The sequence below is a fragment of the Plantibacter sp. M259 genome (assembly GCF_006065115.1).
Lineage (GTDB): Bacteria > Actinomycetota > Actinomycetes > Actinomycetales > Microbacteriaceae > Plantibacter > Plantibacter auratus.
The window spans coordinates 3,656,250-3,671,917 of the sequence record NZ_CP040750.1 but is presented as its reverse complement, the minus strand read 5'-3'; the positions used below and the strand labels follow the sequence as shown (position 1 = coordinate 3,671,917).

The following is a 15,668-nucleotide window of genomic DNA, read 5'->3' as shown; positions in this document are numbered from 1 at the left end:
GTCTAGTGATGGCGTGTATGACGCGCTAAACGCACGTCACCCCATCGCTTCCAGCCGTGCGCGGGCAGGCGAGTAGCCGAGCCCCAGCAAGGTGTTGAGCACGTTCCGGACGAGCGGCGCGTTCGTTGTCACAACCAGGTCGGTTGTAGTCAGAATCTGGTCGACGAACGGCGGCAGGGTCAGACTCCCTCGCATCAGGTGATTAGCCACGCGAAGGTATGACTCGGGGTGCTCTTCGTAGGGGAATTCGTCGAGGTCGTAGTAGCCATAGAGATCCTCCTCGCGAACCGAAACGACTGGACCACGGACAAAGAGTTCTGCTGCCAGCGGGACATCGATGCCGGGAAGGACTAGCCAACGCAAGAAAGCCCGCTGCTCTTCCTCTGATAACGGGGGTTGACCGTCGAGACGGTGACCCCAGTGTGCGAAGAGCAGCTCCTGATACTCGCCAGCATCTCCTTCCTGGTCCACGAAGTGAGCGACAGATTGAATCCATCGCGCTCGTGCCGAGTGGGGAGCATGCGTCAGGAATGCGTCTGCCCATTCGAGGTTGGGCCGTCCGAAGTCGAACACGAAACAGATTGAATGGAGCTGTACGAACTGCTCGATCGACGCCGGCAGTCGGCGAGAGATCTGGGGCCATCCCGTACGAACCTGCTCCTGTAGCAGCTCTCGCAACCGTTTCCCGGTGAGACCTCGGGCGAGCAACCCTGCCCACAAAGTGTTTGAATGCGCGCTGCCGTCTAGCACCTGGAGGCGTGGCAGAAGTTGCTCAGCAAACCATTCCGGAGCACGGAAGTGGAGGCTCGACGCGTACTCGGTGAGCATCATCGGGCTCGGATCTGCCGGATCTTCAGCCTGAGCGTCCAATAGCTGCTGCAGCCCGACCACCCCCTCCTCATCAATCCGCGCTTCGTCGCCCTCCTGCTGCACCGCGCGAAGCAATGTCCCTGTAAAGCTGCGGGCGAGTGATCCCCTCGCCGTCTGCCGCCACTCCGTCAGATCTGCTGTCTTGGCAGCGCCCGTCTCCCGGTTCGCAAGTCGCCAAAGGCCCAGCAGCAGCCGGGCACGTTCTTGCGCGTTGACGAGCGCTCGGTTGAGCATGTTCTCCGGATAGGCAACCGAATAATTGAGTCGCGCCGCGATATCGGCCGCGCCTTCGGCGTTGCTCTCGATCCGGCCGAGCAGGTCGCCAGCCGACCAGGTCGTTCCACGGACAATGACCTGCAGGGCTGCAATCCAAGCTGGGATATTCCAGACTTCCTGTTGGATCAATTCATCTAAGAGAGGTACGCCCCCATACACAGTGTGGTCAAGATAATCGTGAAGCTCTCGCAGCGTCGGCCCTGCCGAGTACTCATCCTGCAGTGTCTGATCCTCGCTGAGCGCTCGGACCAGACCTTCGAGACTCATGAGCCGGAAGCGCCCTTCGGCGTCCCTGGGATCATCGGCTATGCGCGAAAAGGTGCGCGTCGACCTGAGGTCGGGGAACTCCTCAGGAGCGAAACCATGCTCGCGTTCCATTCCGTCTCGCGTGGCTTGAACCGGATCCTCGCCACCCGCCGATCTGCTAAGCCACACAAACACGTTGTATCTAGTGTATTCAGACACCTCCACGTCGTTTGGCCCGCGATCGGTGCTCCTGACGTAGTCAATGAAGGCCAGCCGCGTGACCTTCGAGGAATGTTTGTACGTCGCCGCCATGAGCCTGAACACCTCAGGCTTACTTCGATACTCGAATGGAAGCGCGCGCTGCATCAGGAGTTTGACGAGCACATCCGCTTCAGCGCTCCTGGCCTCGGCGAGCGCGTCAAGCGCTAGACGCTGAACCATTTCCGATCGGTCTTCAACGAGGCGCATAGCATCGCGTGTCCCTTGGTCGCGCACCTGCTCACGTAATAGGTCGCGCGCAATATCAACCACGAGCATGTATGGGTCGTCTCTGTAGGACCGCTCCGCGTGTTCCACCTGCTCCCTGCGGAGGGAGATCGCGTCCTCGCGATCTCCCTCCGTAAAGAACGCATGGGTCTTCTCAACCAGGCGGATGAGATCCAGAACAGCAGACAGGAGGTAGCTACGATCAGATAGCTGAGGCATGAGCCTAGGCCAGGCGTCGCGGATCGACGAGCTGCGCCAGTGCAGGCGCAGGCGAGTCTCGAGATGATCAGCACTGAACCCCCAACCACTCTGCACCTTGAGCTCTAGCCGAGGATTGAGCATGTGCAAGAGCAGCAACTCGCTTGTCTGTGGGTCTGCCTCAACCGTCCTTGACAGCAACATCGACAGGCGATCGGACTCCCGGGGCTGCTGAGAGGACATGAGGACGAAGATCAGACGGCGATGACCGGCAGAGCCATTGAAATCGCTGTAAATCTTGTGCCAAATTTGAAACCACAGTTCCGGTTGCAGGAGACCCTGGTGGCCTGCCAACACAGTAAGTAGGAGCTCTCCATCGTCATCGTCGATCGACTCTCTTACCCATCGGGCCCAATCGTGCGGGCTCTCCACGGGCCGGGCGTCCGAATCGAACAGTGCGTTAAGCACGCCTAGAGCGTCGAGTGCGCTGAGCCAATCTGCTGCTCGGGCGTGGCTACGGAAGTGCCGCGCTAGTGCCGGATCTGACAGTCTCCAGCCCGTTTCTTGAGGCGAAACTTCTGCTGATTCCGGGCCGGCTGAGACGAAATCGATGATCTCGTCGAATCGTTGAGTTGGCTCTGCCGACAGGCGTGCACTCCAGCTGCCGACGAACGACTCCAGCGCACCATATGTGCTTGTGGGAGTGGACGGAAATGGCATTGCCCGAATCCCCAACCGCTCCCAATTTTCATACTCATCAGCATTCTTGGTGAAGGCGAACCGTTCGCCATTGTATGGCAGAGCGCGGTTAAGGTACTGGATGATCGTATCCTCAGCGCTGTAGCCGATGAGGACTACGGTGTACCGCGCAAACATCCGCGTAAGAAACTGAGTGGCCCATCCCTCGGTTATATATGCCTTACCAAAATCTCGGTCAGTGAGGACCATACGGGAAGAAGGGGGAGGATTGAGTATGCCATGCAAGTGGACGACTCCTGAGAAGTCATCCCCAAGCGGTAGAGCAGGGGCCACGTGCACGTCCGGATCGAGTCCGACCTCCGTCGCGGCGGCTTCGAAGAGAAGATCGAAGTTCGTGGTCACAATTCGCGGTGTCATGCCATGCGCACTTGCTACACGTAAGAGATTGAAGTGGTAAGGATTCGGTTTGACCGTCCCTTGCAGCCTGGCGCTCACGCGGCTGTGGACATCCCCGCTGATCTCGTCCAGTTTGCCCATGACCACGTCGAATTGAACCGGCGAGCTCGCGTCCGCCGGCACTAGCTCAGGATGACCCAATGTGCGAGACACATCTTCAGCCAACCCCCGGAACCCCGGTAGATTCGATGGGGTTGCCGATGAAACACCTGCTCCACAGAAAAACACAAGCGAGTCCGACCAGAAAGCTTCCTCAACCTCAGCTGGCAGATTCACGCCATCAGAGATCCACTCAACCGTCCCCATTGGCGCGACCACCCTCCCGTTGCGTCGATTCTCGCACCGTGAGCTCGTCGAGCGGAGGATGACGCGCCTCACCGCGCCGGGACAACGCGCGTCCCGCAGGTCAAAGAGGAGGCAGGCCTGGCCGAAGACGACTCCTTCACTCTCGTGCGGGCTTCTGCACTGTGCTCCAGACCTCCGGGCACTATCGGTCGCCATCGCCGAGGCTGTTGACCCGCGTAAGCAACTTCCGAACCGAAGTCTTCCTTCATCGACGAATCGTCCTGGGCCCAGTACTGAACGACAGCGGCTGCCGCGGAGCGCCAGTCAAGACGGCAAGCAAACGCGACCCAGACTTCAATCCCAGAACCAGCACAGCACGCAGCCCTGCCTCCGCCAGCGCAAGCACCGCACTCTGTCCGTGAAGCACGCGCAGAGAAGAAGAAGTGGGTGACGAAGCACAGGAGCCATCACCGGACTGTCATCCGTCGCGTCACCCGATCCTGCCTGGATTCCCGACGGGTATTCACGAGTGGGTGATGAGTTGACAGACAGTCAAACAGTTGTGGCCGGAGGCAATCTCGACAGGATTTACAGTGCGTTTTGCCAGTGCGATGTCAACCCGTCACCTCCGACCCCGAATCCCCTCTTTACCTGGCCAAACTCCGGTGAAAGGAGGGTCTCAGGCGAGTGACGACCGAAACGACGCGTCATCCACCACATGAACGATCCTCAACTCTTCGGTGATCTCAGCTTGACTTAGCTAGGCGAGCCTAGGTATGTTTACCGCGGCCCGAAAATGGAAGGGCAAGAACATCTCGAAGTGCACTGGAAACATCACGACGTAGTTCGACAAGAGGACATGCACCATCGGTGCACGACCGCAAAGGCAACCGGTAATAGGTTCTGCGGTTCGGTCCCTTGAAAGTAGTCAACTTTCAAGGAGAACCATGTCTGAAAACAGATCGATCGCCCCTGTCGCGGCAGGCTCGACCGACGATCCCCTACTCGATCTCGCTGAGGCGTCCGAGCTTCGCAACGAACGAGGCGAGCGGCGCTTTGGGTCGATGTACACGATTCGTCGTCGCGTGAAGGATGGCTCGCTGCCGTATACACGAAAGGGCGCGAAGTACTTCATCCGTCTCTCTGCGTTGGAGTCCCTGGAAAGCGCCAAGGGATCGAGCGACCGCGCAGCTGCAGCTCTCGCCGACCTCGAGATCGCCGCGAATCGCGCCTACGCCCTCAGCGGCCCGCTTTCTGACGAGCAGTGTGACCGTCTCGCCGCCCGGCTGAGAGGCGCTGCGTGATGAGTGCGAACCAGATCCTTGCGAAAAACAGAGTCCGCCCCGCCCATGGCGAAGCGGACCCGAAAGCGTTTGGCGGCGCTGACAACAAGATTAACAACCTCGAGCAGGTCGCGCCACCCAGTGCGCGCTCGTACAACGCGATCATCGCCTCGACCACGACCGAATACCTTGCGCAGCTCGATCCCAACTGTCCCCCTCACCCCTGGACTGTTGAGGCTGACCTTCTCAGCGCGACGAACTTGGGGTTGAGGCTGGAGAACGTGGCCCGCAGCCAGAGCGCAGGCGCAGGCGCTGACTTCAATACGAGAAACCACCTGAGCCTTCTGAAAACACTCACGGCCAGTCAGGTCGCACAGATCCTCGTCTCCCTGCATCGAGTAGTGCGCCTGGTCTCACCCCAAGCGACGAAGGGAGCTCCTAGCGATCACGACTCGATCGCAATGTACGTGCCAGGCGCCGGAATCTATGTGCGAAGCGAGGACACCATCAAGGCGGCTGCCGCAAGGTATAACAGCAGCACGGGGCACTTCTACAAAGATGTGATCGCTCACCTCCGCGTGCAAGCTCCGAACGTGACGACGGACTCTGCGCAACAGTGGGCTGCAGTCGCAAACGGCGACTACAACCGTGCGACCCGCGAGCTTCACCCCTACTCGTCCGAGCGCGTCTTCCTCAGCCGGGTTCCGATTGATTATGTAGCCGAGGCCGCGAACCCCGTGATTCAGAACGAGGAGGATGACACTGTCTGGGATGTGGACCAAGGGATCCTGGCGATCGCGAACAACGACCCCGGAACAGAGCGGCAGCTCTGGGACCTCTTCGCCGCTGTAGCTCAGCCGAGCATCCGGACGAACAAGGCCGTCGCCCTGTTCAACCGCACTGGGAACAACGGCAAGGGGACGATCATTCAGATCTGCCGCGGGTTGGCTGGCGAGGAGAACACGCTCAGTGCCAGCATCGGGATGCTGTCGAAAGACACTACTCTCCCGCTCCTCGCAGGTAAGTCTCTGGTGGTGTCCGACGAAAACGCCACGAACGATTTCGTGAAGAACGCCGAGACTATCAAGCAGCTCTCGACCCGGGAGCCGATCGTAGTGAACCCGAAGTACCTACACCCCTACAACCTTGTCTTCGAGGGTACGCAAGTTCACTGCCTGAACGAACTTCCGCGGTTTGCCGACAGGTCGGACAGCATGTGGCGTCGCTGGCACTTCATCTCGTTGACGGCAGAGTTCGAGGGTCGAGAACGGAAGTACATCAAGGATGACTACCTGCGTCGTCCTGAGGTGCTGCAGTACATCTTGCGTCGCGCGCTGCATGCCGACTTCTCGATGTTCAGCGAGACCGAATCTTCGCTCGATCTGCTGCGCGATGCAAAGATCCACAATGACGCGGCGCGTCAGTTCTGGTCCGAGCACGAACACGAACTCCAGTGGGACCTGCTGCCGCTTGAGATGCTCTACGAGATGTTCAAGGTCTGGTTCGATCGGAACAAGCCAGGTGGGCGGATATCCGATCGATCGACCTTCGATCAGAGCATCAGATCTGCTGTGAAGGACGCCGGTGGCGCGTGGGTTGCTCTGGACCGCGGCGCTCCTAAGAAGGCCTCGGTGCACATGCTCGCAAAGGAGCCGCTTCTCGAGGAGTACGGTCTACCTGCTAAGTGGTACAAGGTGGCTCGGTCGAAGCAGTTTCGTAACGTACTCCATCGAGATAGAGCCGCCGACGCTTTAGCAGCTGCCGATGCTGCACGCCCAATCGGCGCTCCGACCGGAGGTAGAGATATTCATGTCGGAGTGCCCGCGAGCCGGCCGGAGCAGGCCGCGTCGAGTCCATCGGATCGCCACCGGATACTCGAACGTCTCGTAGCGGATGACCTTGCTCTGTGGGAGCGTCGTGCGTTCGATGACGATGGCGTGACGGACATCGCCCATCGACGCACTCACGCGGAGATTCGCAGCATGGGGTCGGGGTGCGCCTGCAGCTTTGGGCCGCAAGCGCGATACGACGATGCATTGATACGCGCAACCCAGGATCTGCAGCTCGCCCTGCAAGCAGCGCGCGCGGAGGACGCAGAGGAAAACGTAGTGGACCTGCGTCCGGCCTGGTACCGGGCAACGGATCAAGGCGGCACAGCTGCGGCAGACGCCGCTTAGACCGTGGCCGCAACACGCTACCCCAGACGCCGAGCCTTCTTGAAGAAGGCTGACCGATCGACCAGCAAGACAGGAATGAACATGCGCAGAACAAAGTCACAAGTGCGAGCCGAGCAGATAGCGAGACTTCAGAAAGAACAGGAGGCTTACGAACGCAACATTCGTGAATCGGTAAAGTCCGCCGCGTTCGCCCGCTGCGCAGCCGTCGAGGAGCTCTACGAGATGCTTGGCGTCGCACCGGAACGTCCGAAGACCCGTGAAGGTCGCAGCGGTTTGGTGCTGGTCTCGTCGGATAAGGATGAGACCAAGCGGGCAGGGCGACTCGTCGAGGCGGTCGCTCGTCTCGCGGCCGAGCCTGACGGCCTCGTTGTGCCTGAACAGCAGCGGACTCGCACCTCATCTCCGGCGGACAGCCTGGCCATTCCTCACGGGCATCCGATGGGGCTGCCCCTCACCGGATGACCGATAGAGCAACACGGTAAATCCGTGGTGCGATGCACGGAGAAACCCCGTCCACACCGAACAGGTGTCGACGGGGTTTCTGCGTTACCGAGGGGGGACCCACCGCAGGTGGGGGGATGCGGTCGCGCTCCCCCGGGTGTCGGGCCGGTGGCATGACCAAGCCGTTAGACGCAGACATGAGCGAAGCGATATGTCTGACGGATAAACTGCTTGCCGTATCTCTTGTAGGCTGGATCCACCCCGCGGAGCGAGGGAACACAGGGCCGGACTACAAGAGATACCGAGTGAAGTGGACGGACTGATGACGACGAACGATGAGGCGAGCGAAGCGACGCCGAAGCGTTCAAGGAAGAAGGCCGTCAACTTCACGAAGCGCCGCACACTCCGGTTCACGGACAGCGAGGAACGAGCAGTCGACGACGTGCGGCGAGCTTTGGCTACATCCTCCGGGCGCGACCTCGAAGAGGTCTCCTTCAGCGAAGCGCTTCGGTTACTGATCACCGACAAGGAAGCAACCGCCGAAGTCGAAGCACGAGCCCTAGCGATCGAGCGCGCCGGCCCAGACACGTCGCGCTGGACCCTGGATTGGGTCTCGGATCGGCTCGGCTACGAGCTCTCACCGATCCGCAATCACGTCGCTCACATCGGCGGCAATCTGAACCAAATCGCGAAGCGACTCAACATGGGCGATCCGGTCAATGCCACGCAGATCGCGGAAGCCCTCGAGGGCGTCGCGGACATGCGCGCTGTCCCTGACGACATCGAACGACGCATCGCGATCCTCGTAAGCCGAGGCTTCCCGCCACGCTCGGATGCAAGCTAATGCCCGTCGTCGTGGCAAGCGCCACACGCTCAGCGGACGCACTCATCAATTACGCGCTAAACGACAAGCCAGGGCAGCAAGGCGAGCGCTACGTCATGGCATCAGGCGTCGGCGGGCTTCTCGTCTCGCTCGCCAAGCAACAGATGCGCGACGTCCGCAAGAAATGGGGCAAAGACCGGCCAGGCGCGTTCGTCCACGCATATCACGTCATCGAGAGCTTCGCGAAGAACGAGCTCGACCCCAACGAACCAGACGCGTGGATGACCGCCCAGAAACTCGGCCGAGCCCTCGCCGAGGAAACCTTCCCTGGACGCCAAGCACTCGTTGTAACCCAACGCGACGGCAAGACCGGCTGCGTCCACAACCACATCGTCGTGAACAGCATCGAGAAATCGACAGGGAAGAGCCTCAACAGCAGCGTCGTCATGCACTCACGCCTCGTCGAAGTCCACGAGCGCGTCCTCGACGCCAACGGCTTCGAGCAACGAGCCGACCTCAAACAGGCATTCTCAGACGCCACCGAACGCCGAGAACGCGGCGAACGGAGCGGGCTCCGCCGATCCGCATCCACCGAAGAAGCCGAGCTCCACGAAGCCGAACGTCACCTGCTCTGGGAAGTGGACTGCGACATCTCAGACGAATTCGGAGAACCGCGTACGAAGGAGCCATTCAGCGTCGCCGTGCTGAGATCCAGCATCGAAAGAGCGCTCAAAGACCCGGCAGCGACCGACTGGGCCGGTTTCGTCGAGGCCGGCCGCGCCCGCGCGGTGCAGATCACACAACGCGGCAAGAACGGCCGAGGAATCTCTTACGGCATGATGCGGGAGAACCCTGATGGCACGCTCGCCGACCCCTCCCCCAGCGACCGCCGACGGTGCACAACGCTCGGCACACCGTTCGAGATGGGTGCCATCGAACAAGGTCTGCAGCAGAACCACGACGCACACCTTGCACGACTGCACGCCACATCTGTCAGCAACCCTCACGCCCAACCAGCCCGGCCGGCGACACTTACTGACGCGAAGGCACGCAGAGCCGCAATGGACGATCGTGTCCGAGCGACCATGGATGAGGTCCGTGCGCGGCTCGACCCCGATACCGATCGCCGAGTCGCCGAGTTCATCGCAGCGAAGGCCGAGGAAGCACGACTACACGGGACGCATAAGCCGCCGAAGATCGAGGAGCCTGCCCCTGAATCCCTCGCACTCCAGCAGACGTTCACCCACATATCCACTGAGCCGACACGCGAGCTCGCGACCGAGTCGTTGCCGCCCGTCATCACTCCGCTCCTAGGGCCAGCCACCACCCACACAGAGACAGTCAACGAAGACCCCCAGGACTTGCTGACGACCACGGAACCGACGGCGCCAGCAAGTGCGAAGGAATCGTCAGAGTCGATCATGCGCAAGCGCAAAATGCGGTTCCCTGAGCTCTTCGAAGACCCGCAGGGTGAGAACAAGCATCGCGGCCGCTCATTCGGCGACTAACGCTCGCATCTTTGCGAACATCCGTCGGCCCATCGGGCTGCGGCAGCATCTCCGACATCTCGGGCAACTGGTCCGAAGACGGCCTGGCCCGATAACAGCTCACAGCTGGTGCCCACATCTGGTCACACTCTGGCCCATTCGGCCCAAGACCTGACCGATATCTGGCCACGCAAAGTTCGGGCATCGGATTCGGCGAACGCAGGGGGCGAATCCTGGGTGCGTCCGGCCCGCGACCTGACCACCAACTGGCCCAACCGCGGTCACAGACATTCCTGACCACCCCACGGTCTACTTTTGGACCATATCAGCCCACAATCTGCCCACCGTCACCCAAGCCCGGATGTCATTCTTGCTCGTGAACCAGCACGAATGAATGTTCCGGAGTAAATTGCGGTTCATCAGGTATTTTGTGTGGATACGGCGTTCCCGAACGAGCGCTTGACTGGGCCGTGATCGAGTGCGATTCTTCACCTCATGATGGAAGCTAGTGACCGCCCGACCCAGATACGGGAAAACTCCGCTGCGGCTGCCACGCGCCGGCGCGAGACTCCGAACGTGAGGGCGTCATCCCCCTCAGTCGCGTCCGCAATCGACCGTCTCCTCGAGCAGGTTGGGTCCAGTGGCCGCGACGCGAAACTCGTGGTCGCCATTCTCAATACGCTGACGACATTTCTCGAGAACGCCCCCGAGGATGAGTTCGCCGACGATGCGCCGCCGAAGTCGATCGACAGCGCGCCAGATCCGGAAAGCGTAGGGGGCCCACGTCGAAGACGTCGACGGACGTTCTTGTCGAAGCAACGAAAGGACCACCTGCTGGCCGTCATCAACTCCCTGAGCGACGATGAAGCGGCCTGGTACCTGGGCGTTGGCCTACGCCAGATCCGGCGCCGCGTCTCGACAGGTAACTTGTACACCTTCACCGTCGGAGGCAAGAGAAGGTACCCGATGTGGCAGTTCGGAGACCGATTCCACGTCCTACCGGGACTTCGTGAGACCATCGAAGCCATTCCGCAATCCTGGTCACCCGAGCGACTAGAGCGATTCATGACCATCAAGCAGGGTCCACGCGTCGAAACCAGACGTGTCTCCCCGGCGATCTGGCTACTGAATCACGGCGACCCAGAACGGGTCGTCAAGCTATTGGCAGCTAGCACTCAAACCACAGGAACGTGACCCGCCCCATGTTCGCCAACAAAAGGATCACCACAGAAGCTCAGCTGCAGCTCACGGTTGCCGAGTTGCTCACCCGTGTCGGCGCCCCACTCGGCGAAGAGCTACTCCTCATAGGGTGCGAAATACCCTTCCGAGATCTCTCGCGCATCGACATGCTCGCGATCAACCGCGAAGGAACTATCTACCTCATCGAACTGAAGTGGGGCAAGACGAGCCCATCAAACGAAGTGGTCGGGCAGATCCTGCGGTACTGGGGGCAGTGCGTGACGCTGAGCAGAGCTGACCTGATCAGGATGGCCGCAGACCGCGCGCGCATAGACCTCGAGGCCTCCTTCCGAAGGCGCTTCGGTCGCGATCTTCCAGCCGACATGAATGCGCGACAAATGCTCATGGTCATCGCACCCTCCTTCGGCCCGAAGCTCACTGACTCACTTCTCGCCCTCGAGTCGGAAACACGATCTGTCAAGCTCGTCGTGCACGTCGTCGACGACATGCAAGTGACCTTCTTTCCTTGGACGAGCTCAGGCCGGGGGCCAGCACACCACGCGGCCTCCAAGACGCGAGCTCCACGCCCGGTTCCCGTCCATTCTCTTCCCTACAATCGCAGCCACGAATTCGAAGAGTTCTGGGCTGACGCGCAGCCGAAGTTTGCTTCGGAGAGCTTCACAGTCCTCGGCCTATACGCGGACTATCTGGCCTGGCGTCAACGAGCGTCCACATCTCATGAGACGAGACGTCATCCGCTACAGAGCAGCCCCATTCAAAATGGGCTATTCGGCCGCCAGCTGGCATCGCAAGTGTACGAACATGGCGGCTGGGAACACGGATACATGCGGGTCGGCGCGATCGTCCGCCCGCTTGCGCCACTCAGGTCGGCGCCTTCGTTCAGCTACCGCGTTACAGATGGCCACAGGATCTCCGCGTACAGACGACTGGTCGACTAGACAGACAAGGATTACCCGCTCCGTCACGACCTCTTCGCGCGAGCCTTCCGTGTGCGCGGCGGTCCCTGAAGCTGCCGCGCAGCCTCCACATACGGAGCGAGGGCCTCGCGGAACGCCGCAGCGTTCGCTGACGTGAGATCGATCTCGTAAGCCCGACCATCAACGAGGAACGACAGCGACTCTCCACCGTCATCAAGGGGTTCACCGTTGAGGTCGTCAACCATTGTGACGGTGCGTCGTATTGCCATGAGTCGTCTCCAATGAGTTCCTGACTAACGACCACCTTATCTACCGCTTGTACTGAGCGGCATACGGCCCGGATCTTGGGGAGCGTTCAAATCCCCTCACCCACCGTCGCCAAATCTAGCTCGCCCGGTACCCTGAGGACCAATGACTGACTCCTGGCTCCTCATCCTGATCCCGATCGGCATCGTTCTCGCGATCTGGGCAGCGATGCAGTTCCTCGTAGGGAGCAAGCGAGTCAGCATCGGCGTCCTCCTCACTCTTGTCGTCGCCTACGCGTTGGGCGCATTGGGTCTCTGCGGGGTGCTGTTCGGGGTCCCGTTGCTGACGCAGACCGACCGTGCGTCTGCCGAGCTGACGGAGCCGTCCTTCAGTGGCGGCATCGTCGTGACGTTCCTGGTCCTTGCAGCGGCTGCGCCGGGTATCGCCACGGCTCTCCTGCTCCTTGCCGGGTACTGGGTCAAGGCGAAGCTGCCTCGCCGGACTGGTCGAAGCGCTGCGTAGGAGATCCTGCTTCGCGCCCGTTCGCTAGGCTTCCGGCTATGTCTGACGCTCCTCCTCCGCCGCCGCCTGCTGGCTGGTACCCCGATCCAGACGAGGTTGGCTCCGAGCGTTGGTGGGACGGTGCCGCTTGGGGGCCTCGTAAGTACACGCCTCGACTCGAGACCGGTCGCCGTAACGCCGACTTACCTTCGGCGTCCGAGCGGCGCATGCAAGTCGCGATTGAGCGGGAGCTGGAAGCTGAAGATGCAGCAGCTGCCGCCTCGCCCCAGGCAATCGCCGCTCTCCAGAGGCGGCGTGTGAAGATCGGTGCAGGCCTTGCGGCTCTAGGCCTCATTGCCCTCATCATCACCGTGCAGTCGATCGCCGCCCACAATCGTGCGCCATCCTCCGCGGGAAACGCAGCCGAGCCTCTTCTCTCGGACGAGTGCAGCAACGCCATGGTCGCCGCAGAGAACGAACCGTCCGAGAGCGAAGTCGCGCTCCTGGCGACCCTCGACCAATGCGGCACGTCGGAGCAGTGGATCCTCGGTATCCAGGAACACCCGACGGCCGGCTCGTTCACGTCCTACTCGAGGGCGGAGGCGATTGACTTCCTCGACCTCGCTTGCATCCGACACACGGACGCCGTCGTCTGCATCGACGCCGCGGCGCAGGGGCACCTGACCTACGAGCTCGATGATCCGCGCCTCGTCGAGCTGCAGGTCCCGCGCGGCTGATCGCGCGTCCGAAAGAAGAAGCACCCCATCAGACGGTGACGTCTGATGGGGCGCAGTGGCGTAGCGATCGAGTAGCCGGCTACTCCCGCTCGAGGCGGACGGTCATGGTCGTGCCGAGCGCAGTGACCTCGTAGGACAGCTCGCCGTTCTCGTAGGTGAACGTCTTCGCTGCGTCACCGGAGGCCATGATGGCGCTCTCGGTCTTCGAGGTGTCGTTGGCCGAGTCCCACGTGAACGACTGCGACGCATCCGCCGGCGCACCAACGGTTCCGGCCCAGTAGAGCGACTTCGTGTCGGTCGCGACCCAGTAGACCTCGATGGTGTCACCGGTGATGGTCGCGGTCTGGAAGCTGTCGGCGCTCTTGGAGTTCGTCTGCTTCCACTCGCCGGTCAGGTCGACCGGCTTCGGAGCCTCGGAGGTTGCCTGCGCCGCAGAGCTCCCGGGTTCGTTGGTGCTGGCTCCGGAGGAGCAGGCGGTCGAGCCGAAGGCGACGGCGGTGAGGAGTGTGAGCGCGGCGACGCGCTTGATGATGGTGCTGTGCATGTCGCTCAGCATAGTGATCGCCTGAGTTCGGAGAGGACGGCGCCTGCGGGTCAGTACGGAGCCCAGCGTGTCGGGGCCGGAGCTCGCCCCCGAACGTCGGTTCGATGGCACGATCGGACCATGAGCATCCCACCTGTGACACCTGAGCTGCTTGGCGCGCCGGTTGCCATCTGGGCTCTCGTGATCTCTGTGCTCGGGTTCTTGATGGCGATCGCATCGCTCGGCTGGCAGATCGTGAAGCACTTTCTCGATGGAGGACGGGTCAGCGTCTACCTCAACGCCGCGGTCCTCGAGCCCGACTACATGCTCGCCACTGTGGACAATGGCAAGTTCGAGATCCGGAACGACGAGGCGGTAGAAGCCGTTCTGAAGGGGCGGGCACTCGAACTTGCTCAGGTCGTCGTGGAGAATCGCGGCAAAGTCGCGGTGACGGTACACACCCCGAGCCTCAGCTTCAGCGGTCACGGGAAGAAACGGCACACTGTCACTCCTCGGATGTTCGCCACCGAATCTTTCGGAGCGAAACGGGCCGTGGTCGAGGACGTGGTGCGTCTCGAACCCTACGGTCGCGTGACCTTCCTCATGGACTACTGGAGCATCATGCCGTCCATTCTCGAGGATGCCCCAAAGGGTTGGGTCGACGTCCGCGGATGCGTGCAGGTTGCCGGTCGGATGCGCAGGCCGCAGCGGTCAAGTCGTCGCCTGCGATGGCGCATCCGGGAGGGGATGTACACAGCCATTCCGGGGTCGCCCGCATTCACGCCGTTCGCTGTGATCTGGCGAGCCATCTACGGACGACTCCCGGAGCGGGCCGACGAGCCCCGGCACCAACCCGACTCTGGACGCGCGCTCACACGAGGAATGCTGCGATACCCGCTTGAAGCAGCCATGGGGCAGTTCGCTGTGAGGCCCGACGTCGATGCGTTCGCGGATGCGCTCGGCGCTGAGGCCCAGCGGTTCGAGGACCAGAACTTGTTCGCCCGCTTCAACGCGTACGACGCATACGCTGCCCTCGATCGGATGGAAGGCCACCTCACGGACTGGACGTTCGGGCTGGTCTCGTTTGACCTGCGCAGGGCTCGTGATGCGCGAGCGGCACAGGCATCGGTGGCGGCTCGAGACGAGGACTCGATCGAGCATGACGTGCCGAACCCGGACGTCGCAGCTGAGCCGACGGCACCAGGTCCGGAGTGAGAACACCTCATCGGCTCCTTGGCCGCCGATGAGGGCTCGCTTCAGGGTGCGACGATGCTCGGTACGCCGAGCCCCAGCGACGCAACCGCCTCACGCACCTCCGCGGCGAAGCGCGCCCGGAAGTTCCCCAGCGGGAACGGGATCGCCTCGTCGTGCAGCAGTGGGGCTCCCGCGGCGACGAGGGCCAGCGCTAGCGCCCGGAACGTGGGTGCGTGACAGATCACGATTCCGTCAGGGGCGAGGTCGAGGATCTCGCGGGTGCGCGCCGGCGCGTGCTCGAGGAGAGCCCGTCGGCGATCGCCGGAGGAGAGCTTGTTCACCGGGTAGGGCGCGAGGTCGATCAGCCAGACCCCGTCATCGCGCAGTCGCGTGAGCCACGGCGTGCGGTCGTCACCGGTAGTGACCTTCGCACCGTAGAGCGCGAGGACGACGCCGCGGAACAGGTTGTCGGCACGGGAGACGGTCGGTGCGTAGAAGAAGCGGCGCTCCGTCGCCGCGGCAGCACCCGAGTCGGGCGCCGACTCGGCGACCAGAAGGAGCTTCACGTGGTGCGGCTTCCACTGCACGCGAAGCTGCTGGTACCAGGGGTCTTCGGCGGCCAC

General features: G+C 61.9%; 14 protein-coding genes and 1 pseudogene. 11 read left to right on the top strand and 4 right to left on the bottom strand.

Translation table 11 applies throughout. The features are described from left to right. Window positions 1-36: 36 nt before the first annotated feature. Window positions 37-3,354: an SIR2 family protein gene (locus FGL15_RS17180; RefSeq protein ID WP_164486936.1), complete on the bottom strand. Its 3,318-nt coding sequence runs from the start codon at window positions 3,352-3,354 to the stop codon at window positions 37-39. 1,109 nt (window positions 3,355-4,463) lie between these two features. Between FGL15_RS17180 and FGL15_RS17175 the strand changes: the two genes are divergently transcribed. The 7 genes from FGL15_RS17175 (at window position 4,464) to FGL15_RS17145 (ending at window position 11,865) form a co-directional block, all read left to right on the top strand. Beyond that, window positions 4,464-4,820 carry a hypothetical protein gene (locus FGL15_RS17175; protein WP_124769133.1) on the top strand — a complete coding sequence of 119 codons (357 nt, stop codon included), beginning with the start codon at window positions 4,464-4,466 and terminating at the stop codon, window positions 4,818-4,820. Beyond that, window positions 4,820-6,976: a phage/plasmid primase, P4 family gene (locus FGL15_RS17170; RefSeq protein ID WP_124769132.1), complete on the top strand. Its 2,157-nt coding sequence runs from the start codon at window positions 4,820-4,822 to the stop codon at window positions 6,974-6,976. Before FGL15_RS17175 ends, FGL15_RS17170 begins: the two co-directional genes overlap by 1 nt. A 75-nt stretch (window positions 6,977-7,051) precedes the next feature. Then, a complete protein-coding gene (locus FGL15_RS17165; protein WP_138946837.1) occupies window positions 7,052-7,438 on the top strand; it encodes a hypothetical protein in 387 nt (128 codons plus the stop codon). 301 nt (window positions 7,439-7,739) lie between these two features. Then, complete coding sequence (gene mobC / locus FGL15_RS17160; RefSeq protein WP_124769130.1) at window positions 7,740-8,261, top strand: plasmid mobilization relaxosome protein MobC; 522 nt, start codon at window positions 7,740-7,742, stop codon at window positions 8,259-8,261. Then, window positions 8,261-9,748, top strand: a complete 1,488-nt coding sequence (locus tag FGL15_RS17155) for a relaxase/mobilization nuclease domain-containing protein (RefSeq protein WP_138946836.1) — start codon at window positions 8,261-8,263, stop codon at window positions 9,746-9,748. Before mobC ends, FGL15_RS17155 begins: the two co-directional genes overlap by 1 nt. A gap of 639 nt (window positions 9,749-10,387) precedes the next feature. Continuing rightward, window positions 10,388-10,921 carry a hypothetical protein gene (locus FGL15_RS17150; protein WP_124769128.1) on the top strand — a complete coding sequence of 178 codons (534 nt, stop codon included), beginning with the start codon at window positions 10,388-10,390 and terminating at the stop codon, window positions 10,919-10,921. Next, window positions 10,918-11,865, top strand: coding sequence for a hypothetical protein (locus FGL15_RS17145; protein WP_124769127.1), 948 nt, complete (start codon window positions 10,918-10,920; stop codon window positions 11,863-11,865). Before FGL15_RS17150 ends, FGL15_RS17145 begins: the two co-directional genes overlap by 4 nt. A gap of 23 nt (window positions 11,866-11,888) precedes the next feature. Here the strand turns inward: FGL15_RS17145 and FGL15_RS17140 are convergent, their stop codons facing one another. Then, window positions 11,889-12,113, bottom strand: a complete 225-nt coding sequence (locus tag FGL15_RS17140) for an Lsr2 family protein (protein WP_124769126.1) — start codon at window positions 12,111-12,113, stop codon at window positions 11,889-11,891. A 142-nt stretch (window positions 12,114-12,255) separates the two neighbouring features. Here FGL15_RS17140 and FGL15_RS17135 point away from each other — a divergent pair, with 142 nt between their 5' ends. The 3 genes and pseudogenes from FGL15_RS17135 to FGL15_RS21105 all read left to right on the top strand — a co-directional run bounded on the left by FGL15_RS17135 (window position 12,256) and on the right by FGL15_RS21105 (window position 13,328). After that, the gene (locus FGL15_RS17135) at window positions 12,256-12,612 is read left to right on the top strand and encodes a hypothetical protein (protein ID WP_124769125.1); all 357 of its coding nucleotides are present in this window, start codon (window positions 12,256-12,258) and stop codon (window positions 12,610-12,612) included. Window positions 12,613-12,650: 38 nt separating this feature from the next. Continuing rightward, window positions 12,651-12,740 (top strand): annotated as a pseudogene (locus FGL15_RS21605) (DUF2510 domain-containing protein); the annotation flags it as partial. A 309-nt stretch (window positions 12,741-13,049) separates the two neighbouring features. Then, a complete protein-coding gene (locus FGL15_RS21105) occupies window positions 13,050-13,328 on the top strand; it encodes a hypothetical protein (RefSeq protein WP_240773590.1) in 279 nt (92 codons plus the stop codon). A gap of 79 nt (window positions 13,329-13,407) precedes the next feature. On the opposite strand, the gene FGL15_RS17125 is transcribed toward FGL15_RS21105, so the two are convergent. Further along, complete coding sequence (locus FGL15_RS17125; RefSeq protein ID WP_205858638.1) at window positions 13,408-13,872, bottom strand: hypothetical protein; 465 nt, start codon at window positions 13,870-13,872, stop codon at window positions 13,408-13,410. Between the two features lie 120 nt (window positions 13,873-13,992). On the opposite strand from FGL15_RS17125, the gene FGL15_RS17120 reads away from it, so the two are divergent. Next, window positions 13,993-15,066 carry a hypothetical protein gene (locus FGL15_RS17120; protein ID WP_124769123.1) on the top strand — a complete coding sequence of 358 codons (1,074 nt, stop codon included), beginning with the start codon at window positions 13,993-13,995 and terminating at the stop codon, window positions 15,064-15,066. 41 nt (window positions 15,067-15,107) lie between these two features. Here FGL15_RS17120 and FGL15_RS17115 read toward each other — a convergent pair whose 3' ends face one another. After that, on the bottom strand, window positions 15,108-15,668 hold the full coding sequence (locus FGL15_RS17115; protein ID WP_138946834.1) for a hypothetical protein: 561 nt from the start codon (window positions 15,666-15,668) through the stop codon (window positions 15,108-15,110).

Bases quoted from the DNA above. Each gene is read 5' to 3' on its own strand.
- FGL15_RS17175 (WP_124769133.1), top strand. From the start codon at position 4,464: ATGTCTGAAAACAGATCGATCGCCCCTGTCGCGGCAGGCTCGACCGAC.
- FGL15_RS17170 (WP_124769132.1), top strand. From the start codon at position 4,820: ATGAGTGCGAACCAGATCCTTGCGAAAAACAGAGTCCGCCCCGCCCAT.
- FGL15_RS17165 (WP_138946837.1), top strand. From the start codon at position 7,052: ATGAACATGCGCAGAACAAAGTCACAAGTGCGAGCCGAGCAGATAGCG.
- mobC (WP_124769130.1), top strand. From the start codon at position 7,740: ATGACGACGAACGATGAGGCGAGCGAAGCGACGCCGAAGCGTTCAAGG.
- FGL15_RS17155 (WP_138946836.1), top strand. From the start codon at position 8,261: ATGCCCGTCGTCGTGGCAAGCGCCACACGCTCAGCGGACGCACTCATC.
- FGL15_RS17140 (WP_124769126.1), bottom strand. From the start codon at position 12,113: ATGGCAATACGACGCACCGTCACAATGGTTGACGACCTCAACGGTGAA.
- FGL15_RS17135 (WP_124769125.1), top strand. From the start codon at position 12,256: ATGACTGACTCCTGGCTCCTCATCCTGATCCCGATCGGCATCGTTCTC.
- FGL15_RS21105 (WP_240773590.1), top strand. From the start codon at position 13,050: ATGGTCGCCGCAGAGAACGAACCGTCCGAGAGCGAAGTCGCGCTCCTG.
- FGL15_RS17125 (WP_205858638.1), bottom strand. From the start codon at position 13,872: ATGCACAGCACCATCATCAAGCGCGTCGCCGCGCTCACACTCCTCACC.
- FGL15_RS17120 (WP_124769123.1), top strand. From the start codon at position 13,993: ATGAGCATCCCACCTGTGACACCTGAGCTGCTTGGCGCGCCGGTTGCC.